Raw genomic sequence first — 17,610 nt, 5'->3', positions numbered from 1 at the left:
TAACCAAAGAGCTTTCTTTAAACCGCAATGCTTTATCGGAATATTTCAAGCTATAGCATCCAAACTATGTGTCATGCCATTCAATATGTGTTTTAATACCCAACTCTTGTCGATTGAAATGTCGTCAGAATTTGTTTCCCGAAACGTCCGGACACTATATGCAGGAGCGAGAAAAAATTGGACTTCTTTTTATAGATAATCCATAATTTCAGGTTATTGTCGTATTTTGACCGGCTCAAATGGAGCGAACACATTCGCTACACCAGAAAATGATAGAAAAATGAACAAAAAAGATCAAAAAAACTCCGATAAAACAAAATCTTACAGCACGATAGAACAGGAAGCGCTGGATTTTCACAGCCGCGGGCGTCCGGGAAAGCTCGAAATTGTCCCGACAAAGCCGATGGCAACGCAACATGATTTGGCTTTGGCCTATTCGCCGGGTGTTGCAGTGCCCGTAAAAGCGATAGCCAAAGAACCGGCACTTGCCTATGATTATACAGCCAAAGGCAATCTTGTCGCAGTTATTTCCAATGGCACAGCCATTTTGGGGCTCGGTCATCTCGGTGCTCTTGCCTCCAAACCGGTCATGGAAGGCAAAGCCGTTTTGTTCAAACGCTTTGCCGATGTCGATTCCATCGACCTTGAAGTCGATACAACCGATGTTGAAGCTTTTATCAATTCGGTACGTTATCTCGGCCCCTCTTTCGGCGGAATAAATCTGGAAGATATAAAGGCTCCGGACTGTTTCATTATTGAAAGCCGTTTGCGCGAATTGATGAACATTCCGGTTTTCCATGACGATCAGCATGGGACAGCTATTATTGCAACAGCAGGCCTTATCAATGCGCTTTACCTCACCGGACGGGATATGAAACATACCCGCCTCGTCTGCAACGGCGCCGGTTCTGCCGGTATTGCCTGCATTGAACTCATCAAAGCCATGGGATTCAAGTCGGAAAATGTCATATTGTGCGACACCAAGGGCGTCGTCTATGAAGGCCGTCAGGAAAATATGAACCAGTGGAAAGCCGCCCACGCAGTCAAGACCTACAAGCGTACACTTGCCGAGGCACTTGAGGGGGCAGATGTTTTCTTCGGCGTTTCGGCCAAAGGTGCTCTGACACCCGAAATGGTAAAATCCATGGCACCTAAGCCAATCATTTTTGCCATGGCCAATCCTGACCCTGAAATCACTCCGGAAGAAGTTGCCAAAGTGCGTGATGATGCCATTATGGCAACAGGGCGCTCGGATTATCCGAACCAGATCAATAATGTTCTGTGCTTCCCTTATATTTTCCGCGGAGCGCTTGATGTACGTGCGAGCACGATCAATGAAGCAATGAAAATCGCTGCTGCCAAAGCAATAGCCCAACTTGCCCGCGAAGAAGTGCCTGACGATGTGGCGGAAGCTTATCGTGGCAGCAGGCTTAAATTCGGGCCGCATTATATTATACCGGTTCCGTTTGATTCACGCTTGTTGTCGGCCATTCCAACAGCAGTTGCCAAAGCGGCAATGGAAAGTGGCGTCGCCGGCAAGCCGATTGCCGATCTTGAAGCTTATGCGCGGGATTTGCGCGCTCGCCGTGACCCGATTGCTGCAACTATGCGCGGCGTTTACAATCGCGTACGCCAGAATCCGAAACGGGTTGTCTTTGCCGAAGGCGAGGAAGAACAGGTGATGCGTGCAGCTGTTTCTTACGTTAACCAGAATCTTGGCAGTGCCATTCTAGTCGGACATGAAGATGTTATTCAACAAAGAGCGCAATCAGCCGGCATCGACCTTAACAGATCCGGCATAAAAATTGTTAATGCACGCCTTTCGGAACGCAACAATGCTTATGCCGATTATCTTTATAGCAAAATGCAGCGCAAAGGCTGGCTGTTGAGAGACTGTCACCGCTATATCAATAATGACCGCAACCATTTTGCTGCTTGCATGTTGGCATTGGGCGACGCTGATGCGATGATTACCGGTGTTACGCGAAATTATGAAACCGGACTTGCAGATGTCCGCCGCGTTATCGACGTGAAAGCCGGCGAACAGGTCGTCGGAATTTCGATGGCTATTTGCCGTGGCCGTACGGTCTTTATAGCCGATACAGCTATTTCCGAACATCCTTGTTCGGAAGAAATGGCCAACATTGCCGAACAAGCAGCAAAATTTGCTCAGGATATGGGGTATAAGCCCCGCGTTGCACTTCTCGCATTCTCGACTTTCGGTCATATGAAGGGCGAAGGGGCCCAACGTATTCAGGAAGCAGTCAAATTGTTGAGAGCGCGCAATGTCAATTTTGAAGTTGATGGCGAAATGAGTGCCGATGTCGCACTTAACCCGAAAATGATGGAGCAATATCCTTTTATGGGATTGAGTGAACCGGCAAACGTTCTGGTTATGCCGGGCTACCATTCCGCTTCGATCGCCAGCAAAATGTTGCAGGAACTCGGTGGTGCAACCCTGATTGGCCCCATTCTCGTCGGTCTTGAAAAATCGGCACAGATTGTACCTTTAGGTGCGCGTGATTCCGATATTGTTACAATGGCAGCTTTGGCTGCCTATAACACGACAAAATAATATCTTAACTTTTAAAGAGCCTCGCTTTTGGAAAAAAGCGGGGCTTTTGTTAACGGGTTAAATGTTAACCATTTATTTTTTAAAAGCCCATTCAAATGCTGGCAGGCTTTCATCGCCAAACTATGCTAATATATCAAGGCCGGGGCTGAATTTCCTTTTATAATGTGCTCGGCTTAATGCAATTTTTCCGACTGCGTCATATCTTTACCAACATGTAATATAAAGTGTTTTACGTGTACCAAAAAAACTGAAAACCGGCTTTAATAAAAAAGATATAGTTTACCGTTAAAAGAACAGGCTAAATTCTGTCGAACAGGCTTTCTAGGGCAAGGATTAAATAAAATGGCGGAAACGGCATCATCAATCAAATGGCTTCTTTCTCAGCAAACGGAAGTACGCTATCTTCCTGATACAGCTTTTCCAATCCGTTCGACTTTCAAATCGGAAGAGGAATTGCAGCAGCTTGCCCACGAGATGGCCGAAGGTAAAAAAATTGTTTTGCCGGAATATATTCCGTTCGATTTCAGGGAGCGGCTCACCGAAAATTCCAAGCTCATCCTTCATACTTTCCGTTCAACCGACGCTGCTGCCCGCAACAATGAAACCATTACGCCGGCAGCACAATGGCTGCTCGACAATCATTACACAATCGACAAGACCATCCAGCAAGCACGTCGTGATTTTCCGCGTGCTTTTGTCAAACAGCTTCCCCCTTATAAAGGCGAAAATGAACTGCCGAGAATTTTTGCACTGGCATGGCTCTATGTAGCTCATACTGATAGCAGCTTTTCGTTAAAAACATTGACAGCCATGGTCAACGGCTACCAACAGGTTGCAGATTTCCAGATCGGTGAATTATGGGCTTTGCCTTCGGCTGTCCGTATGGTGCTCATCGAAAATGCGCGGCGGCTTTCCATGCGGATTGAAAAAGCCCGCCTGATGCGGCAATTTGCAAATCAGGCAGCCGACAAAATGGCCTTGGCCGAAAGTGACAATGCGCTTCAAGGCATTTTTTCAACGTACGAGGCTCTCGTTGCCGACCCGACATTTGCCGCCCACCTTCTTTATCGCTTGCGTGGTGCTTCGGTCGATTCAACGACTGCCTTGAACTGGCTTGAAGAGCAGTTGCATCGTCACGGAAGCGATCCGGAAACGGCAACAGCCGAAGAACATTCACGCCAATCAACCGGTGGCGTAACCATGGGGAACGTCATTCGTGCCTTGAAAGCTATTGATGACGTTGACTGGACATACTGGTTTGAAACGGTCAGCCATGTTGATTTTCTGTTGCGTGAAAACAGTGATTTCGGCGAAATCGATTTTCCGTCGCGCAATACCTATCGCGTCATTATTGAAAAAATCGCACGCCGCTCACCTTTAAGCGAACTCGAGGTGACGAAAAAAGCACTCGAAATGGTCGAGAATGCAAAGAAAGACGGTATAAAAACCGGCGCTTCTGTTGCATGGTACCTCGTCGGACCGGGAAGAGAAGCTTTTGAACAGGCTTGCAATTATGATCGCCCGTTCTCGACGCGCTTCATGCGTTCGTTCCGCGCAATGAAAATTTTCAGCATTGCCATTCCGGTTTCTGTCATAACAATTCTGATCCTGCTTGCAGTATACGCATTGCTGAGGGAAGCCGGCTTGAGCCATGCATTGACGTTAACTTTTACAGCGCTTGCCCTTTTCCCGACAATGGATACCGCTTTTGCGCTATTCAATACTCTCGTTGCTTGGACTGTCGAACCGCGGCGATTGATCGGTTATGAATATAAAGATGGCATTCCGGAAGAGGCCAAAACGCTGGTTGTCGTTCCGACAATGATAACCTCGCGCGATTCTATCGACGAACAGATAAGAAATCTCGAGGTTCACTATCTCTCGAACCCGCAAGGTGCCATCTATTTTGCATTGGTAACCGACTGGGCCGACTCTAACAAAGAAGAAACGGCAGACGATCGCGATTTGCTCGAATATGCACAAAAAGGCATTGCCGATCTCAACCGGCATTATCGCGGCGACGGGCAGCCATTATTCTTTATTTTGCATCGCCACCGTCTCTTCAATGCAAGTGAAGGTTGCTATATGGGCTGGGAGCGTAAACGCGGCAAGCTTCATGAATTGAATCTGCTTTTGCGTGGTGATCGCGATACCAGTTTCTTCCCGACCGATCCACGTCTGCCAATGGATTGCCGGTTTGTCATGACACTTGATTCCGACACACGGCTCACCCCCGAGGCGGTTACCCGTCTTGTCGGAAAACTCAATCATCCATTAAACCGTCCGGTCATTGACCCGAAAACACATACGGTTAAAAGTGGTTATGGCATTCTTCAACCCCGCGTGACACCATCGCTCACCACCGGTGATGATGCGTCGTTCCTGCAACGTGTCTTTTCCGTCAATCGTGGCATAGACCCTTATGTTTTTGCCGTTTCCGATACCTATCAGGATCTTTTGGGTGAAGGCACCTATACCGGCAAAGGCCTTTATGACATTGACGCATTCGAAATAGCACTTGCCGATAAGGTACGTGAAAACAGCGTCTTGAGCCATGATCTTCTTGAAGGCGGTTATGCGCGTGTCGGCTTTGTCAGTGATGTCGAGGTAGTTGAAGATTATCCGACAGCCTATAATGTCGATGTTGCGCGCCATCATCGCTGGATCCGTGGTGATTGGCAATTATTGCCTTATCTCTTCACCCGTCACAATATCAACCTCATCACACGCTGGAAAATGCAGGATAATCTGCGGCGTTCGCTCACACCGCTCATGTGGATTGTCGCTTCATTGGCGGGCTGGTGTGTTTTGCCGCTTCATACAGCGGTTTTCTGGCAATTATTTCTGCTCCTAGGTATGTTTACTGCACCTACACTTGGTGTTTTGCGAAACATTATGCCGACAAGCATGGACAATTCCTTGCGCGGCCACTTCCAATCTGTGTTGACAAATATTGCCACAAGCACGGCAGATGTTGCACTGCGCACAACATTCCTAGCCTATTCGGCATTCTATATGGTTGATGCGATTATCCGTACACTCTATCGCATGTTTGTATCGCATCAGCATCTACTTGAATGGAAAACCTCGGCAGCAACACGCTCTTCGCCAAACACGCTTTCTTATTACGTCACAACTATGTGGCCGGCTGCATTGATCGGAGTGGTTTCGATTGCACTGCCGGCAGCACTTCATAATTCGGCAGTTTTTGTGGCTCTACCCTTCGGGCTTGCGTGGTTTTTTTCACCGCTTATCGCGTGGATTGTAAGCCGCTCGGCTGTTTTTCAGGATTCTCTTGAAATCCGGCCATCCGACAAAAATGAATTGCGCCGCATTGCCCGCCGTACCTGGCATTATTACGAAACTTTTGCCAACGCCGATAACCATTTTCTTCCTCCCGACAATTTTCAGGAAGATCCGGTACCGGTTCTGGCTCGCAGAACTTCGCCAACCAATATCGGCGTCTATTTGCTCTCGACAGTCGCTGCACGTGATTTCGGCTGGGTCAGTTTTGATGATGCCATCCAGCGTATCGAACGCACACTCGATACAATGGATAAGATGGAAAGGTTTCGCGGGCATTTCTTCAACTGGTATGAAACTGACACTTTGCGGCCTCTGGTACCGAGTTATGTCTCGACTGTCGACTCGGGCAATCTTGCCGGTCACCTTGTAACATTGGCCGCGGCTTTAAAAGAATGGTCGGAAGCACCATCAGTATTCTTACAAGGAGATCTTGCCGGCCTTCTCGACGTTAACGACATTTTGCAGGAAACGCTGAACCTCATCCCTGATGACCGTCGCATCCTGCGCCCGCTTCGCAGAAGAATTGAAGAACGCATTGCCAATTTCCGCAGGGCTGTCCGCTCGATTATGGATGAACCGGAAACGGCAACATTCCGCACTGCAAATCTTACAACTGCTGCAAATGACATAGGGCGTCTCACAAGCGAGCTTGATGGTGAAATCGGCAGCGATGAATCGCGTCATGCCGTTTCATGGGCCGAATGCCTGATCGAGACATGCGAAGCCCACACACATGACGCAACAGCCGATCATGATACAGAAGCTTTACGCAAGAGTTTGAGTGATCTTTCAGCAAGAGCACGTCAGTTTGCTTTTGATATGAAGTTCGATTTCCTTGAACGTCCGGAACGCCGTCTGATGTCTATTGGTTACCGTGTTCAGGAAAACGAGCTTGATGAAAGCTGTTATGACCTGCTTGCTTCGGAAGCTCGCCTTTCGAGCCTGTTTGCCATTGCCAAAGGTGATGTCAAGGTCGAGCATTGGTTCCGTCTTGGTCGTATGCTGGTACCGGTCGGCTGGAAGGGGGCTTTGCTTTCCTGGTCCGGTTCGATGTTCGAATATCTGATGCCACCACTTGTTATGCGCGAGCCTTTGGGGTCACTTCTTGACCAGACAAACCGGCTTGTTGTTCGTAGACAAATTCAATATGCCAATGAACGTGGATTGCCATGGGGCATATCGGAAGCAGCGTTTAATGCGCGCGACCAACAGATGAATTACCAATATTCCAATTTTGGTGTTCCCAGTCTCGGACTACAACGTGGGCTTTCGCGCAATGCGGTTATCGCCCCTTATGCAAGCATTCTTGCCGCCCAATATATGCCGACAGAAGCGGTTGCCAATCTCGCACGCTTGCGCAAACTTGGCGCGCTTGGCGAATATGGGTACCACGATTCGGTTGATTTCACCCCGGCACGCCTGCGTGAAGGCGAAAAATGTGCAGTGGTTAAAAATTACTATGCCCACCACCATGGCATGTCCATTCTGGCAATTGATAATGTCATTTTCGATGGCCGCATGAGAGACCGTTTCCATAGCGATCCGGTGATTGAAGCGGCACAATTGCTGTTGCAGGAAAAAGCGCCCCGCGAAATTCCCATGGTGCATGCAAAAACAGCCAATCCGATGCGTAGTGATGCTGGAGGTTTTGAAGATGCGCCCGTGCGTGTCATCAAAGCCCCGCTTACCAAATCACGCTCGACCCTGCTTTTATCCAACGGGAATTATTCGGTCATGTTGACCGGCAAAGGTTCCGGCTATAGTCGCTGGAACAATATTGCTGTCACCCGTTTCATGCCTGATGCAGCTGAAGACCAGCAAGGCACTTTCATCTTTTTGCGTGATCCTGCCTCCGGCCGCTGGTGGTCGGCAACCGGCGAGCCGACACGCGTTGCCGATGAAGAAGCCTCAACCGTTTTCACCGATGAAAAGGCCGAATACACAAAAACAGTCGATGGTATAAAATCGACCGTCGAATGTATCGTTGCATCGGAAGGTGACGGAGAAGGACGGCGTATCGAACTTGTCAATACCACCTCGAAAGATCGTATTCTTGAAATCACGTCTTATGGTGAACTGGTACTGACGACTCCCGAAACGGATTCGGCACATACCGTTTTTTCACGTATGTTCGTAGAGACAGAAATTGCCGATCATGGTGGCACAATTTATGCGCGCCGCCGTAAACGCGATCCGAATGATCCGGAAATCCATGTTGCCCATTTTGTCACCGATACTTCGGGTGCTGTCCGTGATGCAGAAGCCGAAACCGATCGTCGCGTCTTTATTGGTCGAGGACGCTCTATCCGCCGTCCTGCAGCCTTTGACCGTGGTGCAACATTGACAGGAAGTCAGGGATGTGTGCTTGATCCTATCGCAGCAATAAGATGTCGTGTGCGTGTTCCGGCACATAAAAAAGCCGCGCTTATCTTCTGGACATTTGCAGCAAATTCAAAAGAAAAACTTGCCTCGCAAGTCGAATATTACCGTCAGCCGAATGTATTCCAGCGCGAGTTTTCGCTTGCTTGGACACGTTCACAGGTCTCCCTTTACCAGCTCGGCATCAAACCGAAAGAATCGGTCGTTTACCAGAAATATGCGACATCGCTTATTTATCCGGATCGCACCTGGCGCTTGCCGTCGGAAGCATTGGCTGAAAATCTCGGGAAACAATCGGATTTGTGGCCAATGTCGATATCAGGTGATTTTCCGATCTTCCTTCTCAGACTTGATAATGAAGCGGATATCGAAGTCTTGCGTGGACTATTGAAAGCGCATGAATATTGGCGGATGCGGGGGCTGACTGTCGATATCGTCATTCTGAACGAACGGGCATTTTCTTACGCTCAGGATACCCAGCGAGCGATCGAATGGATCTGCGAAGGCTATCGTAACCGTACGGCCGAAGCCGACGGGCGCCAGCATATTTTCACTGTCCGTCGTGACCAGATGAACGAACAGAGTTTCAAAACCCTGCTTGCCAGTGCCCGCATCGTATTGCAGGCACAGAACGGTTCGCTTGCCGAACAGATGCAGCGGATGGAAAATATCGATTCCGACCTCTCCAACCGTAACAAAGCCGACACGGCCCAATTGACAAGCAAATCACACACAAATGGCAAAGTCACCCAGCGTAAAAGCGGCAAACAGGAAGAAGTTGTTATGCCGCTCGAACAAGGGCAATTTACTTCTATCGGCATTATCGGCGACCAGCATAAATCCTGCCCGCTCCCCGATGGGAAAGACCTTGCCTACTGGAATGGTTATGGTGGTTTTGACAAAGATAACAGCTATGTTATCCGCCTTTCAGGGCGAAACGCGACACCAAATCCATGGATCAACGTCATTGCCAACGAACATTTCGGTTTTCATGTTTCTGCAGAAGGTTCAAGCTTTACCTGGGCGGGAAACAGTCGCGATTATCAATTGACGCCTTGGGCCAATGACCCTGTTGTCAACCGTCCGGGCGAAGCTCTCTACATTGTAGACCGCCGTTCGTTAAAGCGTTTCTCTCCGGTTTCGGTCGTTGAATGCGATGACAGCGCGCTCTATGAAGCACGCCACGGCCTCGGCTATTCTACATTCACATCTAAACATGGTGCAATAAGCCTTGAATTGACCCACACGGTCGATAATAAACGTCCGATAAGACTATCACGGCTTGTCATCAAAAACGAAGACAAGACCTCGAGAAGCCTGAGACTCTATGATTATGTCGAATGGGTATTGGGCACAGTCAGAGCTAAAAATGCTCCCTTTATCATACCCGACTACGACAAAAAACGCGGTGCGCTTTTTGTTCGCAACCCATATCACACAGAAAAATCCGATGATGTAAGCTTCATTGCAGCGTCGAATGCTCCTTCAAGCTTTACGTCCGACCGAACAGAATTTATCGGTGCAATCGGAACGGTTAAACATCCGCAAGCAATCCGGCAAGGAGAGCCCCTTTCCAATACGGTCGAGGCCGGACGTGATCCATGTTCTGCTCTTGCTTTCGATATCGAGCTTAAAGCCGGTGAAAAGAAAGAAATTATCTTCTATCTCGGCAATGCTAAAAACCGGGTTGAAGCCGAAAAGCTTCTTGATAGCGTCCGTAAAGAAACATTTAGCTCTATTCTTGAAAAAGAGAAAAAAGAATGGACCGATTTTGTTTCCGGCCTACAGGTCAAGACGAAAGACCGTTCATTCGATCTGATGGTCAACAACTGGCTCCCCTATCAAACCTATGCCTGCCGTATCATGGCAAGGGCTGCATTCTATCAGGCAAGTGGAGCCTTCGGTTTCCGTGACCAGTTGCAGGATACATTGTCACTCTTGCTGCTCAAGCCGGAACTTGCCCGTGAACAGGTCATCAATGCCGCATCACGCCAATTTCCTGAAGGCGATGTACAACATTGGTGGCTCCCCGACAGCGGTGCAGGCGTCAGAACGATGATTTCCGATGACGTGGCCTGGCTCGGCTATGGTGCTGCTCTTTATGTCAATACCACAGGCGATCATGAATTCCTCGATACAGATATTGCCTTTATTGAAGGCGACAAACTCAAGGAAGGCCAACACGACAGCTACTTCCAGCCGGCCATTTCGCCAAAAACTGCCACACTCTACGAGCATTGCGCACTCGCCCTTGATCTTGCGGTTAAACGGACAGGCAAACACGGTTTACCGTTAATGCTCGGAGGCGACTGGAACGACGGGATGAACCTCGTCGGTATCGGCGGCAAAGGTGAAAGTATCTGGCTCGGCTGGTTCCTCGGAACAGCTCTCAAGGCTTTCATTCCCATTGCCGAAGAACGCAAGGATGAAAAACGCGTCAAAAAATGGACACATCATCTGGAGAAACTCACCAAAGCGCTGGAAACCAGTGGATGGGACGGCGAATGGTACCGTCGGGGCTATTTTGATAATGGAGATCCTTTTGGTTCACACACCAATGACGAATGCCAGATTGATACGATTGCCCAGTCGTGGAGCGTTATTTCGGGCATGGGAACGAAAGAACATCAAATCACGGCCATGCAATCTATGCTTGAGCACTTGCTTGACGAAAAGGGTGAACTCATCCGTCTGTTCTGGCCACCCTTTGACAAAACCGAACTTGAACCGGGTTATATCAAGGGTTATCCGGCTGGCATTCGCGAAAATGGCGGCCAATATACCCATGGTGCAATCTGGAGCATTCTGGCACTTGCCAAACTCGACGATAACGACAAGGCTTATCAGGTCTTTTCAATGATCAACCCGATTTCACACGGGAAAAATCCGCATGTCTATCGCGTCGAACCTTACGTGATTTCTGCCGATATATATTCGGTCGAGCCGCGGCGTGGCCAGGGTGGCTGGACATGGTATACGGGTTCGGCCGGTTGGTTCTATCGTGCTGCTACAGAATCTATTCTGGGCATCAATCGTAAGGGCTCCAAGCTTTATATCACGCCTTGTCTTCCAAAAGACTGGCCGGGTTACGAAGCCACCGTCAAATTCGATAATTCAACTTATGTGATCAAGGTTACCCGCGGTAAAAATCTTGGCTTGACAGTTGATGACAAGAAAGTTGAAAAGCCTGAAAACGGCATCGGATTGAAAAAAACAGGACATCATGAAATCCATCTGACGATAACGAAATGACTTCAAGGAGTTTAAAAACTCCTTGAAGTTCCTCGCGAAGGCTTTACTTTCTTTTGTTATTTTATCAATGTAACGTTCTTCCCATAGGGTAGAGACAATAAACAGATTGAAAGTGCTATGGCGCGAACTGATATTGCTGAACGTGTATATAATCACACATGGAAGCTTGATCCGATTATAAGATCGCTTCTTGATACCGATTTCTACAAGTTCCTGATGTTGCAGATGATTTGGGGACTTTATTCCGACGTCGATGTCACTTTTTCATTGATCAACCGTACCAAGACGGTCCGGCTTGCCGATGAAATCGATGAAGCGGAATTGCGGGCACAACTCGACCATGCCCGTACTTTGAAATTCACCAAAAAAGAAATGATCTGGCTTGCGGGTAACACATTTTATGGTCGCAAGCAGATTTTTACACCCGATTTTCTACATTGGCTTCAAGGCTTTCAATTGCCCGATTACGAGCTGACACGTAAAGACGGGCAATATATTTTGAATTTCGAGGGGCCGTGGACCCACACTACAATGTGGGAAATACCCGCGCTCTCGATCATCAATGAATTGCGTTCGCGTGCGGCTATGCGCAATCTTGGACGATTTGCACTCGACATTCTCTATGCACGGGCAAAAGCCAAAATGTGGAGCAAGGTCGAGCGGCTCAAAAAATATCCCGATATCCGTATCTCCGATTTTGGTACACGCAGGCGCCATTCATTTTTGTGGCAGCAATGGTGCGTAGAAGCTTTGAAAGAAGGTATTGGTAACTCGTTTACCGGCACTTCCAATGTGCTTCTCGCTATGAATAACGATCTCGAAGCTATCGGCACCAATGCCCATGAATTGCCAATGGTTGTTGCAGCCCTTGCCAATAATGACGAGGAATTGCTCACAGCCCCTTATCGTGTCATGCAGGACTGGAACCGTTATTATGGCGGTAATCTTTTGATTGCACTGCCTGATGCTTTCGGTACGGCTGCGTTTTTACGCAATGCGCCCCAGTGGGTTGCCGACTGGACCGGCTTTCGTCCGGATAGTGCCCCGCCGATTGAAGGCGGCGAACGGATCATCAAATGGTGGAAAGACCACGGCAAAGATCCGCGCGAAAAACTCATTGTTTTTTCTGACGCATTGGATGTCGATACGATTGAAGAAACTTACAAGCATTTTCAGGGTCGCGTTCGCATGAGCTTTGGCTGGGGAACCAATCTGACCAATGATTTTGTCGGTTGTGCTCCGAATGACATCAAAGAACTGGATGCGATTTCGCTTGTTTGCAAAGTTACCCATGCCAATGGCAGGCCGGCAGTCAAACTTTCGGATAATCCTGAAAAAGCAATCGGCGAGCCGAATGAAATTCGCCGTTACCTGCAGTTCTTCGGCAACGAAGAACGTGTATCGAAGCCGGTAAGGGTTTAAAAAACTTTATCCGGACAATTTTTCATAATGCGAATTTTTTCACTCCCGTCACTTTCAAGCGGCGGGAGTTTTTGCGCACGCATGTGAGCGACGACAAGGGGAAAGGCGACGAGACGATGTACTGACATGACACCCGATTTTTGTTTTTTGTCAGTTGTAACTTTTGTTTTCCGTTTCACATAGAGCTTCCAAGGAGCCCGGAAGCAAAAAGCCTGAACCAACTTTAAGTGAAAAACCGTTTTCCCCCGCTAAGATTTCATTAATAACCAATTGATTTTCTCGAGCCTTTTTCTTTTCACTTTCAGGCTTTCACCATTTTCAAACATCACTTGCCAAGAATGATTTAGCGGTGGCATTTATCATTAATGTAGAAGAGCTTTGAGCACTCTCCCCTTCCTTTAGCCTCCTGCCCACCGTCCCCCGCCTGCTGGCATGTTCCGTCATATTGCGACTATCACGCATTTTGTCTTTTGTCGTGCTATGGCCTATTGTCCAAAAAATCACATTTGGGAAAACGATGGCGAACACGCGTTAATTTGCGAACCTAGTTCTTTCTACTTCGCACTTTGAATAGATTGAAAATTCCGGCAAAGCTGAAACCGCACAGGACATTTCCATCAAAATGATTGAAATGTTTGTTCCCCTCATCCAGTCAACGACATCGGTTATTTCATTTATCCGGAACGATAGTCTTTAGAAAGCTCGTTCGTATGAACGAACAACTTTTCGTATCTATGAAATCAATTGTTAAAAACGCGATTGCTTCATTGTCAGTGGTGCAAGCACCATAAAAAATGACTTCCAATTTTTTAAATCCAAGCCATTCGTCACAATTTTATAAACTACCCCCCTACAAACTGTTGAAAAATCTCATTCAAAAATTGTCGACTGACTGCCACGTCATTTTTAAGCCCGATGAGGTAGAATAATTTTTCTTTTTAAAAAGCCCATTCTCCAACGCATGACTTGTCACATTTTAAGGCAATAAAAAACCGGCCATGAAAAGGCCGGCTTTTGAAAATAGTTCCTCGGAAAAGAACGCGATTTATCCCGAATTTTTAATATTGTCATTCTCGTGCCGGAAACTTCGGCCAAATGCCGTTTATTACCGGCGTGCCAAAACATTTGCGGCCTGTTTTATGCCGATCAAACATCAAGGTTCGAGACATTAAGAGCGTTTTCCTGTATGAATTCGCGGCGGGGCTCCACTTCATCACCCATCAATTTTGCAAAAACTCCATCAGCATCCTGTGCGTCGCCGATTTTAACTTGCAAAAGCGAACGTGCATTGGGATCAAGTGTGGTTTCCCAAAGCTGTTCGGCGTTCATTTCGCCCAAGCCTTTATAGCGTTGCATTGTAAGTCCCTTCTTACCATTTGCAAAAATGGTATTGAGAAGAGATATCGGACCGGAAATTGTTTCTGTCGTATCTTTACGCCGCAAAACCGGAAGTTTTCCGTAAATTTCATCAAGATGATGGGACATATTGTCGATCCGTTTTGCATCTGTCGAAGCAATCAATCCCATATCAAGGACGACAACATCTTTTACGCCGCGTAAAACCCGCTCGAAACGCAAGCCGCCATCGTCATTCACATGCCCTGTCCAGCCACGTTCCATATCTTCGGCAATCATATCAAGGCGAGCTGCCACGCGATCGGCTGTTTCCTGAGCTTTTTCCTTCGTCGAAAGAGCTTCAGGATTGAGTGCACCGGCAATTGCTGCCTGTTCGACAACAGTCCGGTTATATCTCGTATGCAAGCCATGAAGCATGGATCTTATCATACGCGCATCTTCTACCAATTGGTGTAAATCGGCACCGGCGCGCATTTCGCCATTGGCAAGTTCCAGTACGCTGCCTTCAAGGCCCGCATCAATCAGCGATTCTTCGAAAGCTGTTTCGTTCTTGATATATTGGGAAGATTTGCCACGCGTTACTTTGTAAAGCGGTGGCTGGGCAATATAGACATAACCCCGTTCGATCAATTCCGGCATTTGACGGAAAAAGAACGTTAACAACAATGTGCGAATATGGGCTCCATCAACATCGGCATCGGTCATGATAATGATTTTATGGTAACGCAATTTATCAGGATTGAATTCGTCCTTGCCGATTGATGTACCAAGTGCGGTAATCAGAGTACCAATCATATCTGACGACAGCATACGGTCGAAACGGGCGCGTTCAACATTCAAAATCTTGCCACGCAAAGGCAAAATAGCCTGATTTTGACGGGCACGGCCACTTTTTGCGGAGCCACCGGCGGAATCACCCTCGACGATGAAAATTTCCGATTTTTCCGGATCGCGTTCCTGACAATCGGCAAGTTTACCTGGAAGTGACGATATATCCAGAGCACCTTTACGACGGGTCAATTCACGAGCCTTACGCGCGGCTTCACGGGCTGCTGCTGCTTCGACAACCTTGCCGATCAGAATTTTTGCCTCGGCCGGATGTTCTTCAAGCCAGTTGGAAAGCCCTTCATTGACAAGGTTTTCAACCACCGGCCGCACTTCGGACGAAACGAGTTTATCTTTGGTTTGAGATGAAAATTTGGGATCCGGTACTTTTACCGACAAAATTGCCGTCAACCCTTCACGACAATCATCTCCTGTCAGAGTGACTTTTTCTTTTTTGGCAATACCCGATGTTTCTGCGTAACCATTGACCTGACGTGTCAATGCACCACGGAAACCGGCCAAATGTGTACCGCCATCGCGTTGGGGAATGTTATTGGTAAAGCACAAAACCTTTTCATGATAGGAATCATTCCACCACATGGCCACTTCGACAGTCATACCGTCTTTCTGGCCGTTAATGTAGATAGGTTCGGGAATAAGCGGCTTTTTGGACTGGTCGATATATTTGACAAATTCAACAAGCCCGCCTTCATAATGCAATGTTTCTTCATGAACATCGGCGTGTCTGCGATCCGTCAAACGAATACGGACACCCGAATTCAAAAAAGCGAGCTCGCGAAGGCGCCGTTCCAACGTATCGAAATCGAACTCGACCATCGTGAATGTCTCGGTACTGGGAAGAAATGTAACTTCGGTACCGGTTTCATCGCCACATTCGCCAACAACTTTCAGCGGAGCATCCGGCTCGCCATGAGTGAAACTCATTTCATGAATTTTGCCCTTGCGTTTGATACGCAATTTCAGCCAAACGGACAATGCGTTGACAACCGAGACACCAACACCGTGAAGGCCGCCAGAAACTTTATAGGAATTCTGGTCAAATTTACCGCCCGCGTGAAGCTGTGTCATAATGACTTCAGCAGCCGAGACACCCTCAGTCGGGTGAATTTCTGTCGGAATTCCACGCCCGTTATCAGTAACCGTGCAAGAGCCATCGGCATTAAGCGTCACTGTAATGAGAGTTGCATAGCCGGCCAACGCCTCGTCAATAGCGTTATCGACAACTTCATAGACCATATGGTGCAAACCCGAGCCATCATCGGTATCGCCAATATACATCCCCGGACGCTTGCGCACGGCATCAAGGCCTTTAAGTACCTTAATGGATCCGGCATCATATTCGCCTTCTTGATGCTGTGTTGTTTGATCACTCATAAGTCAGTCCATTTCTGCTTTGAAAACATTGTGTTAAACCGCCTTACGAATCAAGGCGGGCAAGCCTTTTATTTATACGCCATGGCCCCCGATTTACCAAGTTTTTTAAGCGTTTTTCCCGTGGATAGACGGTGTGTCCGGCTTGTTTGAAGGACTTTATATTGAAATCGACCGTATTTTTAGAAAAAGCCCGAAAGGCGATTAAAAATTGTCTTTTTATGATTTATCCAGAGTATGAATTAACCGGACAAATATAAATTCTTAAACATCCCCCTCTTCACATTGCATTCATCTCAATGCAAAACCTCTTCTCCCGACAAAACGATCGCCATAATTGTTTTTCAATAAAATATTTAAGCGCAGTTTAATCACATATGCCGTTATTTTTTATTGTTTTGTCAAAGCTTGAAAAGCTTGTTTCCAACGGCATTCTTTCAAGCTTTGCAAAAACGCCGTCATCATGGGCGTTCCAAAAGAAGCATATCGTTGCGTCAAACCAGCAAAACAGGCCATTGCGGATAAAAAGCAAAGCGAAAATACTATGATTCTTTCATCAACCGGCGTCGGAAACAAGCGTTGACTTTTGTGCTCCGCGCATCCGCTTTCGTGCAACAAAAACAATTCAAGCTTTGACAAGAAGCCAAAGAATAAAAGTTTTACAATGCGGCCGTTACGATTATTTCTATCCGATAGAGAGGAGAAGCAAGTTGCGCTTCACATGTTGCACGAGCAGGAGCCGCGCTTTCTTCCAACCATGCTTCCCAAACCTCGTTCATAATGTCGAAATCCACCATATCGGCAAGCCAGATTGTTGCCGATAACAATCGGGATTTGTTGGTTCCGGCCTTTGCTAACAAGTGATCAATTGCCGAGAGCGCCTCGACTGTTTGTTCTTTGGTAGTTTTGCCGGGACTTCCGACCTGTCCAGAAAGAAAAACCATACCATTATAGATCACGGCTTCGCTCATCCGCTTATTCGCATCAATCCGTTTTATCGTCATCCATTTTCCCTCAATGAATATTATTTCGCGTCAAATGCTTTATTTATTGGCATATCAAGAGCAAAAGTCTATTTCTTTCGTTTATCTTCACGACCACGC

The 17,610-nt window shown here is 47.5% G+C and carries 6 protein-coding genes; 3 read left to right on the top strand and 3 right to left on the bottom strand.

Translation table 11 applies throughout. The features are described from left to right. Nucleotides 1-280: 280 nt before the first annotated feature. The 3 genes from H3V14_RS02475 to pncB all read left to right on the top strand — a co-directional run bounded on the left by H3V14_RS02475 (nt 281) and on the right by pncB (nt 12,934). Nucleotides 281-2,575: an NADP-dependent malic enzyme gene (locus H3V14_RS02475; RefSeq protein ID WP_198226306.1), complete on the top strand. Its 2,295-nt coding sequence runs from the start codon at nt 281-283 to the stop codon at nt 2,573-2,575. Between the two features lie 342 nt (nt 2,576-2,917). Then, the gene (locus tag H3V14_RS02470) at nt 2,918-11,512 is read left to right on the top strand and encodes a GH36-type glycosyl hydrolase domain-containing protein (RefSeq protein WP_198226305.1); all 8,595 of its coding nucleotides are present in this window, start codon (nt 2,918-2,920) and stop codon (nt 11,510-11,512) included. Between the two features lie 117 nt (nt 11,513-11,629). After that, nucleotides 11,630-12,934, top strand: a complete 1,305-nt coding sequence (gene pncB, locus H3V14_RS02465; RefSeq protein WP_075869693.1) for a nicotinate phosphoribosyltransferase — start codon at nt 11,630-11,632, stop codon at nt 12,932-12,934. On the opposite strand, the gene H3V14_RS10910 is transcribed toward pncB, so the two are convergent. The 3 genes from H3V14_RS10910 to H3V14_RS02450 all read right to left on the bottom strand — a co-directional run bounded on the left by H3V14_RS10910 (nt 12,931) and on the right by H3V14_RS02450 (nt 17,511). Next, nucleotides 12,931-13,062: a hypothetical protein gene (locus tag H3V14_RS10910; RefSeq protein WP_255520356.1), complete on the bottom strand. Its 132-nt coding sequence runs from the start codon at nt 13,060-13,062 to the stop codon at nt 12,931-12,933. The genes pncB and H3V14_RS10910 overlap by 4 nt on opposite strands. Before the next feature lie 1,018 nt (nt 13,063-14,080). After that, a complete protein-coding gene (gene gyrB / locus H3V14_RS02455) occupies nt 14,081-16,510 on the bottom strand; it encodes a DNA topoisomerase (ATP-hydrolyzing) subunit B (RefSeq protein WP_198226301.1) in 2,430 nt (809 codons plus the stop codon). Nucleotides 16,511-17,166: 656 nt separating this feature from the next. Continuing rightward, nucleotides 17,167-17,511 carry a RidA family protein gene (locus H3V14_RS02450; RefSeq protein ID WP_198226299.1) on the bottom strand — a complete coding sequence of 115 codons (345 nt, stop codon included), beginning with the start codon at nt 17,509-17,511 and terminating at the stop codon, nt 17,167-17,169. Nucleotides 17,512-17,610: the final 99 nt, after the last annotated feature.

Source organism: Bartonella sp. W8151, assembly GCF_016100385.1.
In the GTDB taxonomy this organism is placed as follows: domain Bacteria; phylum Pseudomonadota; class Alphaproteobacteria; order Rhizobiales; family Rhizobiaceae; genus Bartonella; species Bartonella apis.
This window is presented reverse-complemented; position numbering and strand designations above follow the sequence as displayed.